The sequence below is a fragment of the Labrys sedimenti genome (assembly GCF_034424805.1).
Lineage (GTDB): Bacteria > Pseudomonadota > Alphaproteobacteria > Rhizobiales > Labraceae > Labrys > Labrys sedimenti.
On record NZ_JAXOUF010000004.1, the window covers coordinates 58,709 to 77,992 of the forward strand.

Genomic DNA, 19,284 nt, shown 5'->3' on the forward strand with positions numbered 1-19,284 from the left:
CCTGCTCAGACGAGCACCGACCGGTCGGCCAGGAACAGGTCGGCGAGAATGCCGAGTGCCTGGTCGAGCTCAGCGATCGCAGGAGTGCCGAGGCTTATTCGCACCCCGCCGTCCGGTGCTGAGGGATCGGCCATTACCGCGCGCGCCGGCATCAGGGCGACACCGCGTATCGCGGCCCGGGCGACGAAACGATCCGCCGCTTCGGCCGGCATCGGCAGCCAGGCGTGAAAACCGTCATTGATCCTGAGCACCGCCTGCTTGGGCAGGCGTTCGGCGGCGAAGGCTGAGCGTCGAACGGCATCTGCGCGGATCGAGGAGGCGACGGCTTCCGCCGTTCCATCCGTCAGCCACATCCCCATGATCTCGGCCTGGAGAGCAGAGGCCATGGTGCTGCTTGCCTGCAGCCTCGCTTCCGCCTTGGCCACGCGATCGGGCGGGACGACGAGCGCGCCCATGCGAAGCCCCGGGCTCAAGGCCTTGGAGAGGCTGGTGACATGGAAGGTGCGTTCGGGTGCAAGGCAGGACAGTGGGCGGACGCCCGTTGGCGCGAAAATGCCGTAGACGTCGTCCTCGATGATGGTGACGTCGTGGGCACGGCAGAGGCGGACCACAGCTTGGCGGCGTTCGGGGCCCATTGTCGCCGTCGTTGGATTGTGCAGGGTCGGCGTCACGTAGAGCACCCTCTGCCGGCCGTGATCGGCGCCGAGCGCCTCGGCCAGGGCATCGGGCGTAAGGCCCTCCTGGTCCATCGCGAGGCCGATGATATCGAGGCCGGCCTGCCGTGCCAGCAGCAGGGCGCCGGGATAGGTCAGTGCCTCGGTCAGCAGACGGGTTCCCGGCGGGCAGGCCATCGCCATCGCAATGGCGAGGGCGTGCTGGGCTCCATGGGTCAGCAATATACGATCCGGCTCGGTGTCAAAGCCCCATCTGGCCAGCCACCGTGCCATCAGGCGGCGATGCTCCGGGCGCCCCGCAGGATGGGAATAAGCTCCGAAAGTTCCGGCATCGAGGCGCTTTGCCAGCATCGACAATGTCGCCTGCAGCAGCCTGTCGCTCAACATCTGCGGCGGGGCATTGATGCCGAGGTCGATGCTTCCGGCCGTGGCGGCCGACATGCCTGCCACGAACATGCCGCGGCCATGGAGGGATCGCACCAGGCCGCGTTGTTCCAGCCTTGCATAGGCCTTGGTGACGGTGCCGACCCCGATACCGAGGCGCCAGGCCAGGTCGCGATGGGCCGGCAGCCGGTCGCCAGCGCCGATCAGGCCGCCGGCAATGTCGTCGGCAAGCGCTGCGGCGAGCCGCTCGGACGGCGGCTCGTCGCCTGGCGCCAGGCGCGGTGCCCATGGTGACGCAAGCTTCACGGCGGACTCATCAATTGTGTCACATGACACTATTATGTATTTTGAAAATGTGTCACGCCTCTATGATGCCGTCAATTCCCTTCGGAACCGACGACCCGTGCTATGACATCTGACCTGCTGACCGCCTTCATCATCTATGCCTTCGTCACATCGATCACGCCGGGCCCGAACAACACGATGCTGCTGGCCTCCGGCGCCAACTACGGTCTCAGGGCCACCATGCCTCACCTTCTCGGTATCAATCTCGGCTTCTGCGTCCTGGTGCTTGCCGCAGGCTTTGGCATAGGTAGCTTGTTCACGGCCCTCCCGTTCCTTCACACGTTGCTGCGCTATGGGGGCGCGGCCTACCTGCTTTATCTCGCTTGGAAGATCGCGAGAGCGGGCGGGCCGGATTCGGAGGGGAGCCGGGATCGACCGATGACTTTTCTCCAGGCAGCGGCTTTCCAATGGGTCAATCCAAAGGCCTGGATCATGGCGATTGGCGCGATTGCGACCTATACGCCGGCCGACGGCTTTTTCGGCTATGTCCTGGTGGTAACGGCCATTTACGTTCTGGCCAATGGTCCCTGCCTGCTGGTCTGGGCGGCAGCGGGGACCGCTTTGCGCGGTTTTCTGTCCGGACCTGTGCGGCTGCGCGTCTTCAATGTGGTGATGGCGGGGGCGTTGGTCGCCTCACTCTATCCGATCCTGGCTGAAGCGGCGCGCTGATCGATGGGAACATCGACCTCCCTTCACAGATCGAAGGTGAGATAATAAGTGACAAAGGAGAACAGCAAGGCAAGCAGCACACTTTCGAGCATCGGCTTGGCTCCGGTGAAAGAGGCCACCAGCATGCCCGGGCTGCCTTAACCTGCGATTTCCGTTTGTTTCGCCGCGATGGCGATATCGCGGCATTTCGGCGCCTCCCGTCCCGCGAAGCCTGGCCCGGCTCGGCCCAACCAATCACGAAGGGCTGTAAGTCGCGAATGTGGGTGTTCCGGCCTTCTCATAGACCTGGATCGTGAGGCCGGCCGGTGTCACCTCGGCCTTCAACGGCCTGAAGCCGAGAGGCTGCCCGCCATCCCTGAAGAGTTTGCGACCCTGTCCCAGTGCGACGGGAGCAATCATGAGCCTTAGCTCATCCACCAATCCGGCTTCCAACAGCGAGTAGGCGAGCCGCCCGCTGCCGTGGATCTGGAGTTCGCGGCCGGGCCTGGCCTTCAATGCGGCGATGCCACCGAAAATGTCGCCTGACAGGATGGTCGAAGGTGCCCATGGGGCACGCTCGAGCGATGTCGAGGCCACATATTTCGGAGCGCCGTTCAGCTTGCTGGCAATCGGATCGTTCGGATCATCCATTTTCGGCCAGTCGCGCGCGAAATTCTCATAGGTCCGGCGCCCGAACAGGAAGCCATCGGCTTCGGCGACCCAGGCGGTCACGGCACGCATCAGGGCTTCGTCGATGAAGGGCACGAACCAGCCGCCGCGGGTGAAACTATCGGTCGTGTCTTCATCGGGGCTCCCCGGCCCTTGATACACGCCGTCGAGGGACAAGAATTCCATCAAGACCAGCTTCATCACGTCACCTTTCGCGGTTCGACCACCATGTTTTTCGGGATATGAGCGAAAACCCATTACCTATCCTTCGGGCTAACTATCAGTCTTCAAAACTTAGCGCAAGGGCTTAGTTTTTATCGACGATAGAATATTCTGCCGGGCGGGCAGAGAGTGAACGACTCCAGCCGAAGGCACGTCTCGGGCAACTCGGGAGTGACATGCAGTGGCGGACAGCAGGCCGCGATCAAGGCCATTCGCTCGGATCATAGGTCAATCAAAATGAAACGCCGTGGAAGCTGGTGCTCCACGGCGTCATGGATCGATGACCGATCGCGGCCAGGTGAGGGAACTCGGGGTTCTCGCACCCAGCTCAGCGGGTCTGTCCTATTGAGCGTCGATGCGCTGGCCGATATGGGCGATGGCCTGCTGATAGACGGAGGCCGCATTCCAGGCCTGGATCGCCCCAAAATTCGGCTCGCCCGGCTGATAGCCCTGGCCAGCGCTCCAGCCATGGGCCTTCAGGTAGTTGGCGGTCGAATCAAGGGCCCCCGCAGCCGTGTCGAGATTGCCGATGCCGTATTGCAGCACGGTCTTGGGCATGAACTGGGTCTGGCCCACTTCGCCATGCATGGAACCGCGGGTTTGTGCCGTGAAGCGGCCACTGTCGACAAGCTTGAGCGCGGCATAGAGCTGGTCGGTAAAGAATTCGGGCCGGCGGCAGTCATAGGCGAGCGTTGCCACCGAGGAGAGCATGTTCTGGTTGCCCTTGACGGCACCAAAACCCGACTCCATGCCCCAAATCGCCAGCAGTGGTCCCGCCGGCACGCCATAGCGGCGCTCGATGTTGGCGAACAGCGCACCCTGGGACTTCTTGAGCTGGCGCCCGCGCGCGACGATCGTGTTGCCACCGCGCTTGGCAAGGAACTGATCCAGGGACAGCCGGAAGCTCTTCAAGCCACGATCGGCGTTGATGGTGGCTGTGGCGTAATGGGTGCTCATCAGCGCGGCGATGCCGGCCTGACCGACGCCCTTGGCGCGTGCCTCGGCAGAAAATTCCTGCTTCCATGCTTCATAGCCGGCTGCAGTCTTGCCGCATTGGGCAGCATAGGCTCCGCCTGAAAGCTGGAAAAGGCCCAAGACCGCTCCGGCCAGCGCCGCTACATGTATCCTCGTGCTCATCCAAATCCCTTTTTTGAGAACATCCAGGCTGCCGGCGACTACAGCAGTGACGCCCGGTCAAGTCAATCGATGCAGAACGGTGCCCACATCATGCTTTCGATTTTGGGTTTACGAGGCAGGCCCAATGCTTGTGCCTGTTGTCGCCGAATGAGCATTGGGCGAGCGCAGTTGCGCCATCGCATGCTTCTGCGGCGAGCGACCTTGCCGGGCCACGCTACGATCGACATGGCGGATCCCGCCATGTCGGAGGGGTGGTGACCTGGCGCAGGAACCGTCCCCGCAGAGAGGAATTTCGAGTTCTCTATATCAGGAATTTCGCATAACCAATTGTTATAATTATGTTTATTTTACTAGACATATCTGTCAGCCTTTCCAGGAAAAATGCTTTAGATTGCAGACATGCCGGATTTATTCAGCCTTCAGAGAGTCGAGACCTTCAGACAGGAGGTTAAGAAAAGTCGCTTTCTGGCGACGGCCGCTCCGGTATCGGGAGAGGAGGCCGCCAAGACCTTCATCAGGGATCATGCCGACATGGGGGCCAATCACAATTGCTGGGCCTGGCGAGTCGGCCCCCTCTACCGCTTCAACGATGATGGCGAACCCAGCGGCACCGCCGGCAAGCCGATCCTGCAGGCGATCGACGGCCAGGCCCTGGACGGCGTCGCCGTCGTGGTCACGCGCTGGTTCGGCGGCGTGCTGCTCGGCAGCGGCGGCTTGGTCCGGGCTTATGGCGGCACGGCAGCCGCCTGCCTGCGGGCTGCCGAGAAGCTGCCGATCGTCATGCGGGTCGAGGCGCGCATCAGCTGCATCTTCACCGACCTGGCGCTGGTCCAGGCTCGCTTGTCCACCCATGAGGCGGTGCAGATCCTGACGCAGGACTATACCGCGACGGGAAGCGAGTTCGTCGCCGCGATCCGCGAACAGGATCTGGCCGATGTCCGGCAGATGGTCGCGGATGTCACAAGCGGTCGTGCGGTGATGTCGATCCCGACGCGAAACGAAGCCTAGAGCATCACGCCGAAAAGTGGGTACCGGTTTTCGGTAAAAAGATGCGACAACAAGGAATTACAGCATCGAGCCTGATTCAGAAATCAGGTTCGATGCTGTAACCTATCTCGTCGACTCCGTTTCCCGCTCGCCGCTATTGCGCTTGCTTTCACCCTCTTCCCTGCGGGGTTCCGCCGGGCTTTCCCGTTCGACGCTGACGGACAGCTTTTGGTAGACGCCGAGGCCCACGATCATTGCTGTGCCCCCGAACAGCAGGAGCGCCGGATAAAGCAGTTGCTCCGGGCTTTGCTTGGCCACCTTGAACACGGTTACCAAGGCCTCGAGGAAAACCGCGATCACGATGGCTGACATGAACTTCGTCAGGCTGCGCCGAGCCTCCACGGCATTGCGCATTTCGCGTGCGCGCAGCACCTCCTCCTCGAGGAAATAGCGCGCCACGTCGAAGACCGCGACGCCGACCACCACGAAGCCGATTGAATCGAGCAGGGTGTTGTCGAACTGGCCGTCGTAATAGGCGGCATGAAAGACCCGAAATCCGGCTATTCCGACAAGACCGCCCGCCAACATCATCAGGCAGATGCTGGCTACGGTAAATACCACCCGGGATACGACTTCCATGCGGCTCCTACAAAATCTGACCAATCGACTCCGACAACAACCGGAACGCGCTCGAAATCAGTCCCTGCATCACGCAGCCGAGGCGATACGCACGGGCAGGACAAGGGCTCGGCTACCGTTTCGTTGGTCAAGGCGGGAAACCGGAAAAACCATCCCTGTTCCCTCTACTGCCAGGTCCGGTTGACGCATGCGCATCTTGCAGTCAAACGCCTGCCGGCTCCGATCGTTCCCGAGTGGATGCAACCGATCAGCGGCCACCGGTGCAATTCTCGGCTGATCGCCCAGCCGGGAGCATTGCAATCACGCGCTTCAATCCGCGACCAGGAACCAGGAGCGGCGGGCGAAGGTGAGGCCCACCGTATAGATGCAGAAGGCGGCCACCGCCGTCGCCGGTGCCGACAACTCCGCATAAGCCCCTCCGAACAGATGCAGGCCGATGCCGATGGCCGCACCGGCGAACCAGGCGGCCAGGCCGAGCGGGTTGAAGGCGGGCACGTGACTGGAGCGATATTCGATCGTGTCGCCGGCCAGGCGCCGGTAGCGATCGCTGAGGATGTGGGCCATCGCCACGGCAACCCAAGCCACCACGAAGATGCCCTGATAGGCGAGGGCCTGCAGCAGATAGGCGAAGACATCGGCCAGCATCAGGAGATAGACGATCAGGCCGACGACCACGGCCCAGCCGATGCGCCCGAAGGGCAGCTTACCGAAGAGCTGGACCAGGGCCTCCATGTTGACGGCAGCGAGATAGTAGTTGGCCGTGTTGATGCGCGTCTGCGTGACCCAGACGAAGAGCAGGCCCCAGACGCCCATCAGCTTGAGCAAAGCGAGCAGGACGGTTACTTCGCTGACGGTGCCGAGATCGGGCACGGTGCCGATCATGAACATGCCGAACAGGCCGCTGACCAGGAATACCATGACATAGAAGGGCATGCCGAAATTGAAGAAGGCGTGGTAGCCGGCGTCCTCCTCGCGGCCGAAGCGGGCGTAGTCGAAGGTGAACATCATCAGCACCCACACGCCCATGTAATAAACGAAGCACGACCACCAGCCATTCGCCGGTGCGCCGCCGGCCGGGCCGAGATTGAGCCACTTGTCGCTATAGCCATATTCGGCCACGGCAAGACCGACGGCAACGACGAGGCCGAGAATGTAAAAGGGCAGCAGCACACCGTTGAACTTGTCGAGCCAGGTCTGGATGCTGCCGAAGATCAGCGGCACCGAATAGAGCACCACGATCAGGGCCGCGATGGCATAGGACACGGACGGAAAGATGGTGTGGATGCCGACCGCGATCACCGATCCTTCGAACACGGCATAGTAGATGGCGGTCGCGCAGAAGATCAGGGTCGCCAGCCCGGCGCCGGCATTGCCGAACAGCACGCGCGAGAACAGAGCGACGGACAGGCCGGTGCGAATGGCAAAGCGGCTGAGCACGGCGTTGATCAGGCCATAGGCGATCACCGACATGATCATGCCGATGATGGCGTTGCGGGTGCCGAAGCCGAGCGCCAGGGCGGCGCCGACGACGATGTAGAACACGGCGCTGCACACGGCCCACCAGGCCATGGTCAGCGCCATCTTGGGCATGCGCGCGTTAGGCGGGACGGCTCGGTTGGAATAATCGAGCGTATCGGCTTCGGCGGCCGCGACAGTGCCTGCCATGATGGGTCCCCTCTCAATGGTTCGATCGATGTCGTGTTTGGATGGTGATGTTTTTTGGATGTTCTTGGGTCGGCGACCCTTTTCGGCCGCTGCGACCGGGATGGATCTAGCGGGAGGCCAGTACGGCCCGGATGCAGGCCAGCAGCGCAACGCGTTCGCCGCGTGCCGCCAAGGCCGTGGCCATGTCGACCTCGACGAACTGCGTCGGGGTATTGGGCTGCATCTGGCCGATGAGGTCCATGTCGGCTGAGATCACGGTCCCCAGCATGAAATAGCCGCCGCCCGACACGGCATCGCGATGCAGGATGATCGGCTCGGTGCCGCTCGGCACCTGGATCGAGCCATAGGGGTAGCAACTGTCGACGATATTGGAGGGATCCGCCCCCGCCCCGAAAGGCGGCTCGCGCTCGACGAAGTGCAGCGGTCGCCCGCCGCGGAAGCGGTAGCCCATGCGGTCGGCTTCCGGCGCCACCTTCCACTGGTCCTCGAAGAAGGCACGCCCGGATTGCTCCTGGATACGGTGCCAATAGAGGCCCGGCAGCACGCGAAGCTGTGCCGGCGCGCCGGGACGACGGCGCAACGCCTCCGGCACGCTACGCCCTTCCTTGACGGCCCCCGCTTCGCCGACGGCGAGCTCATCGCCCTTGGCCAGAGCGCGGCCCTTGTGGCCGCCGAGCGCGCCGATCACATAGGTGGAACGGCTGCCGAGCGCCAAGGGAACGTCGAAGCCGCCGGCGACGGCGATGTAGATGCGCGCGCCGGCCTTGAGAAAGCCGAAGCTGAGGGTCTGGCCCGCCTTGACGCTGAGAGCGGTCCAGGACGGCTGCTCGACCCCGCCGATCTTGATCGGCATCTCGCCCCCGGTGATGGCGATGGTCGCATCGCGGGTGAATTCGAGTTCGGGGCCGAGGAAGACGGCCTCCAGGCAGGCATCTGCCTCGTCATTGCCGACCAGCAGATTGGCGGCACGCAAGGCCAGCCGGTCCATCGCCCCGCCGACGGGAATGCCGAGATGGAAATAACCCGGCCTGCCGAGGTCCTGGATGGTGGTGGATAGGCCGGGATTGAGGACCCTAACGCCCATGGATCATGCCCTCCAGCTTGGCGTTGTAGCCGTCGATGTCCTTCTGGAATTCCCTGAGGTCGAAGGTGACCTCGTGCATTTCGGGGGCATAGCGGCCGGAGGCGACGTCGGCGGCGATCGCATCATGTTCGTCGCGCCCGATCGGCTTGAACTTGACGATGTCGCCGGGCCGGAAGAACACCATGAAATCCCGGAGATAGCCGATCTTCTGCTCGGGATCGAAGATCGGCATCGGCGTGATGCCGAACATCTGGTAGCCGCCGGCGCCGCGTACCGAATAGATGCAGGAAAAGCAGCCGCCATGGCCGACCGTCAGCTTCGGGGTATCGGTGCGGGGCCTAAGATATTTGGGGACCTGGAGCTGCCTTGCCCGCTCGACCATCTGGTACATGAAGGGCAGGCCCGCCACGAAGCCGACCATCGAGACGAACCAGGGCGAGCCGCTATGGGCCGCGACGAAGTCCTCGACAGAAGCGAGATCGTTGATGCGCGCGGCATATTCGAGATCGGTAGCCCCTGGGTCCTGGTGGCGCTCGCGGAACCGCATCAGGGTCTCATGCGTCCAGGGATCCTGGTAGAACACCGGGATCTCGATGATGCGGGTGCCGATCACCGGCTCGGATTTCGCAGCCGCCGTCTCGATGTCCCTGACTTCGGCCAGGATGTCGTCCGGCTTGATGCGGTCGGGATCGAAGCGGATCTGGAACGAGGCATTGGCCGGGCAGATCTCGGTGACGCCGGCAATGCCAGCTTCCCTGATAGCACGGGTCATCGACAAGCTTTTGAAGAAGGCCTCCAGCGACATGCTCTCGTCGCATTCGACGAACAGGTGCTCGTCGCCGCCAAAGGAATATCGGCTCTTCATCGGGCGGCCTCCTTCGCCGGTTCGGCTGGCGGTGGCGCGAAACGGCTCTCGAGCCAACCTTCGAGAAAGCGCGTATGAAAGCGGCCGGCCGCGACATCGCCGTCGGCGGCCAGGGTGGCGTGCAGAGGGATGGTGGTGGGAATGCCCTCGATCTTCAGGGCGGCCAGTGCCTGCCGAAGCGTTGCCAGGCAGGCGGCGCGATCCCTGCCATGGACGATGAGCTTGCCCAGCAGGGAGTCATAGAAGGGCGGCACCGCATAGCCCTCGAAGAGCATGGTGTCGAAACGGATGTCGTCCGCCTCCGGCACTGACAGTGCCGTGACCACGCCGGGCCAGGGCATGAAGTTCTTGAACGGGTCCTCGGCATTGATGCGGCATTCGATGGCGTGGCCGGTGACCGCGATGTCCTCCTGGCGGACGGAAAGCGGCTCGCCACCCGCGATGCGCAGCATTTCCTGGACCAAATCGAGGCCGGTGATCATCTCCGTCACCGGATGCTCAACCTGTATGCGCGTGTTAACTTCGATGAAATAGAAGTCCTGGCTGGCTTCGTCATAGAGATATTCCACCGTACCGGCGCCGCTATAGCCGACCGAGCGGGCGAGGGCGACGGCACTCTGGCATAGGCGCTCGCGGACCGCGGGCGACAGGCCGACGGCCGGCGCTTCCTCCCATACCTTCTGGCGCCGGCGCTGCAGCGAGCATTCGCGCTCGAAGCAATGCACGAAGTTCCGACCGTCGCCGAGGATCTGCACCTCGACATGGCGTGCCTTTTCAATGGCCTTCTCGACATAGAGACCGCCATCGCCGAACGCAGCCGCCGCCTCGGCGGAGGCTTGGGGAAATTGCCGGCGGAACTCGTCCATGTCGGCCGCAACGCGGATGCCGCGCCCGCCACCACCGGCTGCGGCCTTGATCATCACCGGAAAGGCGATGCGCGCGACGATCGCCTCCGCGGCCTCCAGATCGGCGACGCGGCCGCCGCTGCCCGGTACGGTGGGCACGCCTGCCTTCTCGGCTTCGGCCCGCGCCGCGACCTTGTCGCCGAGCAGGCGGATGGCGGAGCCGGCAGGGCCGACGAACTTCATACCCGCCGCCACGACGGCATCGGCGAAATCGGCATTCTCGGCGAGGAAGCCATAGCCCGGATGCACGGCATCAACCTTGGCTGCCCTGGCGGCAGCGAGCACGGCTTCGATGTCGAGATAGGATTTCTTGGCGGCCGGCGGGCCGATCTCGATGGCCTCGTCGGCGAGCCGTACGGCGAGGGAATCCTTGTCCGCGGCGCTGTAGACCTGCACCGTACGCAACCCCAGGGCCTTGGCCGCGCGGTTGATACGCACGGCGATCTCGCCGCGATTGGCGATGAGGACGGAGCGAATGTTCATGCCTCCACCTCGGCGAGGACCTGGCCGGCCATCACGGCGTCACCGTCATCGACGAGGAATTTGATATTGGCTCCGCCGATGCCCGCATTGATCTCATGGAAGGATTTCATCACCTCGATCAGGCCGATGACATCCGGGGACGCGACGGTCTCGCCATCCTCCTTGAAGAACGGGCTGTCAGGGGAGGGGCGCCTGTAGAAGACACCGGGCAAGGGTGACATGATCTGCAAAATTGCCATTCTTCATCCCCTCGTGATGGCTTTGGGCAGGTGCGCCAGCTCGCTCGCCGGCATGATCTTGATGCCATCGGCGACCAGGGCCGCACGCATGGCGCGCGCAATGGCAAGGCTGCCGGGCGTATCGGAGTGAAAGCAGATGGAATCGAAAGCGATGTCGATGTCGTCGCCCTCGACGGTCCGCACTCGCTGTTCCCGGCAGGCGCGCACCACCTTGTCGGCGACCGCGGCCGGATCGAGCCGGCCGGTGCGGCGGGTGAACACGATCGAGCCCGAACGGCCATAGTCGCGGTCCGCATAGAATTCGCGGATTACTGGCTGGCCGGCCTCGACGGCGACACGATGGGTCAGCGAGACATCCATGCAATAGATGAAAGCGTTGGGAGCGGTAGCCTGCATCGCATGGACGAAGGAGCGCGACAGGTCCTCGTTGACAGCCAGCTCCATATAGAGCGCGCCATGCGGCTTCACATGCTGCAGGCTAGCGCCATGGCGGCGGGCGAATTCCCGCAGCGCTCCGGTCTGGTAGACGATGTCATTGACGATCTCTTCGGGCGCCCCCTCGATGCGACGGCGGCCGAAGCCCTGGAGATCGCGATAGCCGGGATGCGCGCCGATGCCGACGCCATGCTGCGCCGCCAGCCGGACGGTGGCGTCCATCAGAGAAGGGTCGCCCGCATGAAAGCCGGTGGCGATGTTGGCGGAGCTGATGAGCTCCATCAAGGCGCTGTCGTCCGCCTCCGCCAAGCGCCATTGGCCGAAGCCTTCGCCCATGTCGCAATTGATGTCGACCGCAGCCAGCGCCAAGCCAGCCTCCCTCTGTGAAATTCATCCTGGGCCGGCATCACGGCCGGTCTTGCTCTGACGTTACGTCGAGACGGTTCGATTGAAAAATTCTATATTCAGATGCTTGTTATCTGATTTTCAGAAACAGGCGATTTCCTGACTTCCTCCTAATTCCTCGCATGAGGGACAGAATTTTCCAAAGATTGGGGGAGAAGCATGAAATTCGATGAAGCCTGAATCGACCGTCTATCGATTTTATGAATATTGATGTAGGGATCGATCTGAAACATGAAGGGAGTCGTCCATGCCGGTCAGTCTGCGCCAGATCCGCTATTTCGTGGCGACGGCCGAACATGGCCAGGTGTCCCAGGCCGCCGGCGAGCTCGGCATCTCGCAATCGGCCATCACCACCGCCATCAAGGAGCTGGAGCAGATCGTCGGCGTCGAATTGTTCACCCGCTCCACCCAGGGAATGGACATGACGCCGGCGGGCCGGCAGTTCCTGTTCCACGCCTATGAGATCCTGAACAAGGTCGAGGAGGCCACCAGCCTTCTCCTGCCCGCTAATGATTTTGCCGGCCGGCTGACGGTTGCGGCCACCTACACGGTGATCGGCTATTTCCTGCCCAACCATCTCGGCCGCCTGCGCCGGGCTTGGCCCAATCTCGACATCCAGCTCTTCGAGCTCAACCGCGAGGCGATCGAGGACGGGTTGCTGGCCAATCGCTACGACATGGCGGTGCTGCTGACCTCCAACGTCATCAATCCCGATCTCACCACCGAGACGCTGATGAGTTCGCGCCGCCGGCTCTGGGTCCCGGCCCGCCACCGGCTGCTGGCGCAGGGCGCCGTCAGCCTCAAGGAGATCGCGGAAGAACCCTATATCATGCTGACCGTGGACGAAGCCGCCCATACCGCGCTGCGCTATTGGAGCCTGTCCTCCTTCCGGCCGAACGTGACGCTGCGGACCTCCTCGGTCGAGGCCGTCCGTTCGCTGGTCGCCGACGGGCAGGGGGTGGCGATCCTGTCGGACATGGTGCTTAGGCCCTGGTCCCTGGAAGGCAAGCGCATCGAGACGATCGTGCCGACCGAGCCGATTCCCTCGATGGATGTCGGCCTGGCCTGGCGGCGGGACGCGGTGTTCACGCCCGCCATGGAAGCCTTCCGCTCCTATTTCCGCCAGGCCTTCTTCCTGCCGCCCCATCGCTAGCTGAGATGGGGCCGCAAGCGGGGGGAGGGCAGGAAGGGTTGGCATCGCCGGTCAGTCCTTGCGGGTCAGCAGATAGCTGCCGCTTTCATGCAAGGCTGCAGTCCAGCCCGGCTCGATCACGATGGTGGTGGTGACCTCTTCGATAATCGCCGGCCCTCGGACGGACACTCCCACCCCGAGCTTCGAGCCGTCATAGACAGGCGTCGACGTCGCCTCGCCCGAGGCCTGGAAGATCGCGGGCCGCTTGCCCTTGAGGGCACCTTCCAGGCTGCCGGTTCCCTCCAGCCTGGGAGGCCTCGGCTTCTCGATCAGCCCGTACAGGGTGGATTCGATGTTCACCACTTCGACGGGATTGTGCCGCTCGCAATAGGTGTAGAGCTCCTCGTGGCGGGTGTGGAAGGCATCCTTCACCTTGTCGATCGTGGTTGCGTCGATCCTGAAATTGTCGATGTCGACGGTGCATTCATGCACCTGGCCGACATAGCGCATTTCGAGGCTGCGCTTGATGGCGATGCGCTCGGCGGCAAAGCCATCCGCCTCCAGATGGCGGACGCCCTGCGCCTCGATCTCGCCGAAGAGCGTATCGATCTTCTCGCAGGCACCTTCATTGTCCAGGCGCAGCGGAGCGGTGGCCATGTAGTTGTATTTGACGTCCGAGATGATTTGGCCGAAGGCGCACAGGCCCGAGGCGAGCTTGGGCAGGATGATGGTGTCGATGCCCATCTCGCGCGCCAGGGCGGTGATATGGGCGGCCGTGGCGCCGCCAGCCCCGACCAGGACAAAGTCGCGTGGATCATAGCCGCGCTCGACCGATACGCGCCGGATGCCGTTGACCATGCCGCTGTTTACGATCGTGAACATGCCATAGGCGGCCTGTTCGACACTGATGCCGAGCGGCTCGGCAATCCTGGCGATGGCGTCGCGGGCCCTGGCGACGTCGAGCGGCAGCTTGCCGCCGAGCAGGCCTTCGGGATTGAGGTAGCCGAGCACGAGATTGGCATCGGAGGTCGTGGGATCGGTTCCGCCGCGGCCATAGCAGGCCGGGCCGGGTTCCGAACCCGCCGACTGCGGGCCGACCTGTAAGAGGCCCAGGCTGTCGATCCAGCCGATCGAGCCGCCGCCGGCGCCGAGCGTCTCGACCTGGATCATGGGAACGCCGACCCGGTAGCGCAGGAAGTCGATGTTCTTGTTGAGGTTGGTCTGGCCGTTGCGGGTGAGCGTGATGTCGAAGGAGGTGCCGCCCATATCGACGGTGATGACATTCTCCTTGCCAAAGGGGGCACCGACATACAGACCGGCCTGCGGCGCGGAAGCAGGACCGGAATTGATGGCGTAGACGGAGCGGTCGGTCATCGCCTGGCCGACGGCGAGGCCGCCATTGGACTGGAAGTAACGCACCGGCTGCTTGGCGCCAAGATCACGGAAATAGCGGTCGACGGCGGTGACGTAGCGCCGCATCACCGGGGCAAGATAGGCATTGGTCACCGCGGTGGAGGTGCGGGTATATTCGCGGATCTGCGGATAGAGCTCGCTCCCCACGGTGAGGATCGCCTCGGGCATCATCTCCCGCACGATCTCGGCGGCGCGGCGCTCATGCCCGGGATTGAGCACGGACCACACGAAGGAGATCGCCACCGTCTCCACTTTCTCCTGAAGGAACAGGCGGCAGGCCTGGCGCACATCCTCTTCCTGCATCGGGGTGCGCACCGAGCCGTCCGACAGGACGCGTTCGCGTACGCCGCGCCGGAGATAGCGCGGCACCAGCATCGTGGCCGCCGGATATTCCGGATCGTAGCGATAGCCGTCTTCCTTGTGGCCGTTGCGGATCTCGATGGAATCCTCATGGCCCGCCGTGCAGATCAGACCGGTCTTGCCGCCCCGATGGGTGATCAAAGCATTGAGGCCGACCGTGGTGCCGTTGATGCAGAGGTCACAGTCGGACACGACGGCCGAGGGCATCGTACCCAGGCTCTCGGCGATCTGCCTGAGGCCATTTTCGATGGCCTTGGTCGGATCGGATGGGGTGGATAGCGCCTTGAAGAGTTTGACGTCGCCGCTCGCGCGGTTGGCGATGACGAAATCGGTGAAGGTACCGCCGGCGTCGATGCCGAGACGAAAAGCATGTTCCATGATCGTGTCTTTCAGGCCGCGCGGAGCCGGCGGGTTTCGGCGAGGTCGACTTCCAGCGTTTCGGCATCCTTGATCGCCACGCCGTAGTCGGCGCGGGCGCCCTCGATGGAGACGAGGCTGTTGCGCACGTCCCACACCACCTTCTCGACGGGGCGTTCGAAGGCGTCGCCATAGCCGCCGCCGCCAGGATTGAGATTGGTGATGGTCTGGCCGGGCCTGATGGTCTCGATGATGTTCTTGCGCTCGACCGTGACCTCGCCGCCGCGCCGGAGCTCGACGCGGCCGACCTTCTTGTCGACGAGGGCCGATTTGGCACCGGCCGCGCCCATGGCGGGAATGCGCCGTCCTTCGCCGAAGCCGATGCACAGCATGTCGCCCGTCAGGGGCTCGACCTCCCAGGCCGTGCCCGAGCCGCCGCGGAATTTTCCGGCGCCGCCGGAATCGGTCATCAACGCGTAGCGGTGAATGATGATGGGATAGGAATATTCGAGGAGCTCGACGTCGCCCGAGGTGAGGGCACCGAAGCAGCATTCCGGGCCGACGGCATGCCAGCCGTCCTGCTGGGGCGTAGCGCCTCCGCCAGAGATGATGGTGGCGAGCACCATGGTGACGAACTCCTCGCCGGTGCGGCCGTCCTTGCCGGCGATGTTGAGCCCGTTGGCATGGCCCCAGGAGGCCGCGACCTTGGAGGGCATCGCCTTCTCGAAGGCGAGGCGCACCGCATCGGTCAGCGTCTCCATCGGCGTGGTGGTGCAGTTCATGTGGGGAGCGGGCTCCTGCGCGTTGCACAGCGTGCCCTTCGGCCCGAAATCGACGCTCACGCAGCGATAGAGCCCCTCATTGTAGGGCGGCGGCAAAGCGGCGAACATCATCAGGCCGAGATAGACGCCCGAATGAGAATTGCCTTCGTAGGAATTGATGAAATAGGGCACCTGGGGCGGGCTGGAGATGACGATGTGGCAGGCATCGCCCGTGATAGTGACCTTGGCGCCGATCTCGAAGTCGCCGAAGCCATGCCCGGCATCCTCGAGGATGGCCTTGCCCTCATAGGTGCCATCGGGAACGCTCGCTATCAGCGAACGCATATGTCGGTCGGCCATGTCGAGCAGCGTGTCGATGCAGGCATCGACCGTCGGCTTGCCATATTTGTCGAGGAGGGCGATCAGGCGCCTTTCGCCGACCTGGCAGGCACCGATCAGGGCGCGGAAATCGCCCTCCTGGTCGCGCCGCGCCCGCATGTTGGAGAAGATCAGGTTGAGCACGTCCTCGCGCGGCTTGCCACGATCCCAGATCTTCACCGGCGGGATGCGCAGGCATTCGGCGTAGATCTCGGTGGCGTTGGGATTGTAGCCGGCCGGAACCGGGCCGCCGATATCGGTGAGGTGCCCCTTGCACACGGTCCAGTAGACCAGCTCGCCCTGGTAGAACACCGGCTTGTACATGCAGGTATCGATGGCGTGGCTGCCGCCGAAGGCGGGATCGTTGTGCAGGAAGAGATCGCCCTCATGGATGTCGTCGCCGAAGAACTTGGCAACGGCCTTCATGGCTGGGATCAGCGAGCCGAGATGGATGGGAATGTCCTGGCCCTGCAGGATCATCTCCGGACGGGCATTGAAGAGCGCGGTCGAATAGTCATGCGCCAGGTTGAATACGGAGGAGCGTGCCGTCTTCTCCAGGGCCAGCGTCATTTCGCGCTGGGTGGTCTCCAGCACCCCGCGCACCACCGACAGCGTGATCGGATCAACTTTTTCTCGCTCTGTGGACATCCATCCTCCCTGGCGGGCCGCAGGCAAGGCGGGAGAAGAGCTTCTTCTCCGCATGATCCCCTGCAGCGGCGTCTGCGCACCATCGTTCTCGTCAGCCAATCAGGTTTGGCGGCGGCCGTCTTTGCAGGGAGAGAGCAATGGTTTGACGCTGAGTGCACAATCGGCCAGGCAGCGGGAGCGGACGATTGCCATCCTCGTCCCGCGCGCCTAGTCTCGGCAGCCGTTCTGTGGAGCTGTCATGAAGACTTCCGTCACCACGAGTGCGACCCGCACCATGGATCGGAGCCGGCACTGGCACCAGGCCATCGCGGGAGCCTATTTCCCGCTCGACCTGACGTTCCGCCATCCCGATCATTTCTTCGGCGACCTCACCATCTGGGAGTTCGGCGACGTGTCGATCTCCCGGCTGTCTTCGGACGGCCTGCAATATCTGCGCCTGCCGCATCATTTTCGCAGCGCCCGCAAGGAAGAGTTCCTGGTGACGGTGCCGACCCGCTCCCAGGTCAACTTTTCCCAATGCGGCAGCGAGGTGCGCTGTTCGCCCGGCGGTTTCTTCCTCGAGCGCAGCCACGAGCCCTACGAGTTCAGCCATGCCGACCCGGCCGATCTCTGGGTGCTGAAGGTGGCATCCCAACCACTGTCGGAGCGCATCCGCAGTCCGGACCGATTGTGCTCGCTGCAATTCGATGCGGCCAATGGCGCAGGCGGCCTCTTCGCCGACATGCTGCATCTCCTGCCCCAGCGCTTCGAAGCACTGGACGAGGAGGCCCGCAATGCCGTGGGGCGCCAACTCATCGACCTCCTGGTGCTGGCGGTCAAGGCAGATGAGCGCATCCTGACATCGGGCAGTTCGACGGTGCGCGAGGCGCATCTTGCGCGGATCGAGGCCTATATCCGCGGCCATCTCAACGATTGGCGCCTCGATCCCGAGATGGTCGCGCGGGCTTGCGGGGTTTCCATCCGTTATCTGCACGATCTGTTCCGCGACACCGACCAGACGGTGGCGGGCTGGATCCGAGATCAAAGGCTGGCGGCCTGCCGCGCGGCGCTCGAAAATCCCGCCAATAGCCAAACGGCCGCCGAGATAGCCTATCAGTGGGGATTCACGGACCAGGCCCAGTTCTCCAGGAGCTTCAGGGCCCGTTTCGGCGTGCCACCCGGAGAGTATCGCCGGCTGAATCGTCGTGCCGGCACGACGGGAGCGCCTGCACCGGACATGTCCGGCACCGCTTAAATCGACATCCGGCCGCCTGCATCAGGCGTGCCGCTCTGCCAGAAACACTCGATCCGATTTCTGCCCCCTTGCGGGTTTATAAGCATGGCTCCGCCTGTTCTTCCGACGTTGAACACAGGAGGCCGCCGTGCCGATCAACCGGACTTTGGCGGATGGCTTGGTTTTCGTATTCCTGGCGTCCGCGACCGCTCTGCTCCTGGACCAACCGAGCGATGCAGAGGCAACTGCCGCCATGCGCGCAATACCCGCGCTGGCCGCCAAGCAGCAACAGACTGCCCATATCAATACTTGTGTGCCCGCCGTCGGTCGCCCGGGCGTGACGTGCACCGCCACGGTGAAGGATACGCCCCAGGCACAAGCGAGCCCAGTCCGTATCTATTTCGCCCGCGGTCCGGACAGTGCCTGGATCGCCGAGATCCTGCACTGAACCTTGAGCACTGTGCCGGAGCGTGGAATTTGTTTTCAGCAAAAAATAAGCGATAACAACAGGCTACAAAGTTTATTTAAATGGGAATGTCTGCTTTTTGCTTCCGACTTATCTGCGGCAGCGGGCACAGGCTGCCGCAATCCTCCACGCCCGGCAGAAGATAGCGCAGGCAACAGACTTTCCGCCGGCGCACGGGTTGTCCCTGTTCCAGGGGATAGCGAACCGCCCCGCAAATCGGATTGGGACGACCATCGCCGCCACTGCGCTGCTGCAGCAAAGCGCGGCCTTCCTCCAAGGCGACCGGGCAGGGAACGCCAACGTCCAGCACCTGCTGCAATGTCCACTCGAAAATCGCAGCAGCATTGGTCCACAGCAAACGCTTGGACACGCCAAATCGCGCCTCGAAATCGTGGATCAGCGGTTCGACATGCCCTTCGAAAAGGCGCGAGAAGCGTTTGGTGGCGTCGCCGGGATGCAGCCTGCCCTCATCCGGGATGACCAGCGCGGCCGTGCGCCCGCTTTCATGCGGAACGATGCCGATCGCATCCAGATCCACGGGCAATTCCCGGTCCAGCAGCAAGGTTGCGGCCGTTGCCGGGATGACCAGCGCCCCGAAATGCCATTGCGTCCACATCGAGACAAGCGCCTGGCGGTCGGCGCCGGGATAGGTGTCGGCAAAGCGTGACATCAGATCCTCGGCCACGCCTTTTTCGAGAAGGCTGCGACCAGCAATCAGACGTCCATGCACGCCCGGCAGCGCCACGCTCTCCTTGTACCAATGGAGATTT

The 19,284-nt window shown here is 63.4% G+C and carries 18 protein-coding genes; 5 read left to right on the forward strand and 13 right to left on the reverse strand.

Annotation, left to right across the window (positions count from 1 at the left end; genetic code table 11):
* Positions 1 to 5: 5 nt before the first annotated feature.
* Positions 6 to 1,364 carry an aminotransferase-like domain-containing protein gene (locus U1R88_RS15345; protein WP_322432001.1) on the reverse strand — a complete coding sequence of 453 codons (1,359 nt, stop codon included), beginning with the start codon at positions 1,362 to 1,364 and terminating at the stop codon, positions 6 to 8.
* 102 nt (positions 1,365 to 1,466) lie between these two features.
* On the opposite strand from U1R88_RS15345, the gene U1R88_RS15350 reads away from it, so the two are divergent.
* A complete protein-coding gene (locus tag U1R88_RS15350) occupies positions 1,467 to 2,072 on the forward strand; it encodes a LysE family translocator (RefSeq protein ID WP_322432002.1) in 606 nt (201 codons plus the stop codon).
* A 234-nt stretch (positions 2,073 to 2,306) separates the two neighbouring features.
* On the opposite strand, the gene U1R88_RS15355 is transcribed toward U1R88_RS15350, so the two are convergent.
* Together U1R88_RS15355 and U1R88_RS15360 are read right to left on the reverse strand one after the other, a co-directional pair.
* Positions 2,307 to 2,906 (reverse strand): dihydrofolate reductase family protein, encoded by a 600-nt coding sequence (locus U1R88_RS15355; protein ID WP_322432003.1) that lies wholly within the window; start codon positions 2,904 to 2,906, stop codon positions 2,307 to 2,309.
* 378 nt (positions 2,907 to 3,284) lie between these two features.
* On the reverse strand, positions 3,285 to 4,079 hold the full coding sequence (locus tag U1R88_RS15360; RefSeq protein ID WP_322432004.1) for a lytic murein transglycosylase: 795 nt from the start codon (positions 4,077 to 4,079) through the stop codon (positions 3,285 to 3,287).
* Positions 4,080 to 4,478: 399 nt separating this feature from the next.
* Here U1R88_RS15360 and U1R88_RS15365 point away from each other — a divergent pair, with 399 nt between their 5' ends.
* The gene (locus U1R88_RS15365) at positions 4,479 to 5,087 is read left to right on the forward strand and encodes an IMPACT family protein (RefSeq protein WP_322432005.1); all 609 of its coding nucleotides are present in this window, start codon (positions 4,479 to 4,481) and stop codon (positions 5,085 to 5,087) included.
* Positions 5,088 to 5,189: 102 nt separating this feature from the next.
* Here the strand turns inward: U1R88_RS15365 and U1R88_RS15370 are convergent, their stop codons facing one another.
* The 7 genes from U1R88_RS15370 to U1R88_RS15400 form a co-directional block, all read right to left on the reverse strand.
* Positions 5,190 to 5,705 carry a GNAT family acetyltransferase gene (locus U1R88_RS15370; RefSeq protein WP_322432006.1) on the reverse strand — a complete coding sequence of 172 codons (516 nt, stop codon included), beginning with the start codon at positions 5,703 to 5,705 and terminating at the stop codon, positions 5,190 to 5,192.
* A gap of 309 nt (positions 5,706 to 6,014) precedes the next feature.
* Positions 6,015 to 7,370: a purine-cytosine permease family protein gene (locus U1R88_RS15375; protein ID WP_322432007.1), complete on the reverse strand. Its 1,356-nt coding sequence runs from the start codon at positions 7,368 to 7,370 to the stop codon at positions 6,015 to 6,017.
* 106 nt (positions 7,371 to 7,476) lie between these two features.
* Positions 7,477 to 8,454: a 5-oxoprolinase subunit C family protein gene (locus U1R88_RS15380; RefSeq protein ID WP_322432008.1), complete on the reverse strand. Its 978-nt coding sequence runs from the start codon at positions 8,452 to 8,454 to the stop codon at positions 7,477 to 7,479.
* Positions 8,444 to 9,319, reverse strand: coding sequence for a 5-oxoprolinase subunit B family protein (locus tag U1R88_RS15385; RefSeq protein ID WP_322432009.1), 876 nt, complete (start codon positions 9,317 to 9,319; stop codon positions 8,444 to 8,446). Before U1R88_RS15385 ends, U1R88_RS15380 begins: the two co-directional genes overlap by 11 nt.
* Positions 9,316 to 10,707 (reverse strand): acetyl-CoA carboxylase biotin carboxylase subunit, encoded by a 1,392-nt coding sequence (locus tag U1R88_RS15390; protein WP_322432010.1) that lies wholly within the window; start codon positions 10,705 to 10,707, stop codon positions 9,316 to 9,318. The genes U1R88_RS15385 and U1R88_RS15390 overlap by 4 nt, the downstream gene beginning before the upstream one ends.
* Complete coding sequence (locus U1R88_RS15395) at positions 10,704 to 10,946, reverse strand: acetyl-CoA carboxylase (RefSeq protein WP_322432011.1); 243 nt, start codon at positions 10,944 to 10,946, stop codon at positions 10,704 to 10,706. The genes U1R88_RS15390 and U1R88_RS15395 overlap by 4 nt, the downstream gene beginning before the upstream one ends.
* A 3-nt stretch (positions 10,947 to 10,949) precedes the next feature.
* Positions 10,950 to 11,750, reverse strand: a complete 801-nt coding sequence (locus U1R88_RS15400) for a 5-oxoprolinase subunit PxpA (RefSeq protein ID WP_322432012.1) — start codon at positions 11,748 to 11,750, stop codon at positions 10,950 to 10,952.
* Between the two features lie 283 nt (positions 11,751 to 12,033).
* Between U1R88_RS15400 and U1R88_RS15405 the strand changes: the two genes are divergently transcribed.
* On the forward strand, positions 12,034 to 12,939 hold the full coding sequence (locus U1R88_RS15405) for a LysR family transcriptional regulator (protein WP_068292383.1): 906 nt from the start codon (positions 12,034 to 12,036) through the stop codon (positions 12,937 to 12,939).
* Positions 12,940 to 12,990: 51 nt separating this feature from the next.
* Here U1R88_RS15405 and capA read toward each other — a convergent pair whose 3' ends face one another.
* On the reverse strand, positions 12,991 to 15,069 hold the full coding sequence (capA, locus tag U1R88_RS15410) for a caprolactamase subunit alpha (protein ID WP_322432014.1): 2,079 nt from the start codon (positions 15,067 to 15,069) through the stop codon (positions 12,991 to 12,993).
* Positions 15,070 to 15,080: 11 nt separating this feature from the next.
* Positions 15,081 to 16,835, reverse strand: coding sequence for a caprolactamase subunit beta (gene capB, locus U1R88_RS15415; RefSeq protein WP_322432015.1), 1,755 nt, complete (start codon positions 16,833 to 16,835; stop codon positions 15,081 to 15,083).
* 238 nt (positions 16,836 to 17,073) lie between these two features.
* Here capB and U1R88_RS15420 point away from each other — a divergent pair, with 238 nt between their 5' ends.
* Entirely contained in the window at positions 17,074 to 18,069 is a 996-nt protein-coding gene (locus U1R88_RS15420) for an AraC-like ligand-binding domain-containing protein (protein ID WP_322432016.1), read from the forward strand.
* 127 nt (positions 18,070 to 18,196) lie between these two features.
* On the forward strand, positions 18,197 to 18,496 hold the full coding sequence (locus tag U1R88_RS15425; RefSeq protein WP_322432017.1) for a hypothetical protein: 300 nt from the start codon (positions 18,197 to 18,199) through the stop codon (positions 18,494 to 18,496).
* A 76-nt stretch (positions 18,497 to 18,572) separates the two neighbouring features.
* On the opposite strand, the gene fhuF is transcribed toward U1R88_RS15425, so the two are convergent.
* Positions 18,573 to 19,259, reverse strand: a complete 687-nt coding sequence (gene fhuF / locus U1R88_RS15430) for a siderophore-iron reductase FhuF (RefSeq protein ID WP_322432018.1) — start codon at positions 19,257 to 19,259, stop codon at positions 18,573 to 18,575.
* Positions 19,260 to 19,284: the final 25 nt, after the last annotated feature.

Bases quoted from the DNA above. Each gene is read 5' to 3' on its own strand.
- U1R88_RS15350 (WP_322432002.1), top strand. From the start codon at position 1,467: ATGACATCTGACCTGCTGACCGCCTTCATCATCTATGCCTTCGTCACA.
- U1R88_RS15355 (WP_322432003.1), bottom strand. From the start codon at position 2,906: ATGGAATTCTTGTCCCTCGACGGCGTGTATCAAGGGCCGGGGAGCCCC.
- U1R88_RS15360 (WP_322432004.1), bottom strand. From the start codon at position 4,079: ATGAGCACGAGGATACATGTAGCGGCGCTGGCCGGAGCGGTCTTGGGC.
- U1R88_RS15365 (WP_322432005.1), top strand. From the start codon at position 4,479: ATGCCGGATTTATTCAGCCTTCAGAGAGTCGAGACCTTCAGACAGGAG.
- U1R88_RS15370 (WP_322432006.1), bottom strand. From the start codon at position 5,705: ATGGAAGTCGTATCCCGGGTGGTATTTACCGTAGCCAGCATCTGCCTG.
- U1R88_RS15375 (WP_322432007.1), bottom strand. From the start codon at position 7,370: ATGGCAGGCACTGTCGCGGCCGCCGAAGCCGATACGCTCGATTATTCC.
- U1R88_RS15380 (WP_322432008.1), bottom strand. From the start codon at position 8,454: ATGGGCGTTAGGGTCCTCAATCCCGGCCTATCCACCACCATCCAGGAC.
- U1R88_RS15385 (WP_322432009.1), bottom strand. From the start codon at position 9,319: ATGAAGAGCCGATATTCCTTTGGCGGCGACGAGCACCTGTTCGTCGAA.
- U1R88_RS15390 (WP_322432010.1), bottom strand. From the start codon at position 10,707: ATGAACATTCGCTCCGTCCTCATCGCCAATCGCGGCGAGATCGCCGTG.
- U1R88_RS15395 (WP_322432011.1), bottom strand. From the start codon at position 10,946: ATGGCAATTTTGCAGATCATGTCACCCTTGCCCGGTGTCTTCTACAGG.
- U1R88_RS15405 (WP_068292383.1), top strand. From the start codon at position 12,034: ATGCCGGTCAGTCTGCGCCAGATCCGCTATTTCGTGGCGACGGCCGAA.
- capA (WP_322432014.1), bottom strand. From the start codon at position 15,069: ATGGAACATGCTTTTCGTCTCGGCATCGACGCCGGCGGTACCTTCACC.
- capB (WP_322432015.1), bottom strand. From the start codon at position 16,835: ATGTCCACAGAGCGAGAAAAAGTTGATCCGATCACGCTGTCGGTGGTG.
- U1R88_RS15420 (WP_322432016.1), top strand. From the start codon at position 17,074: ATGAAGACTTCCGTCACCACGAGTGCGACCCGCACCATGGATCGGAGC.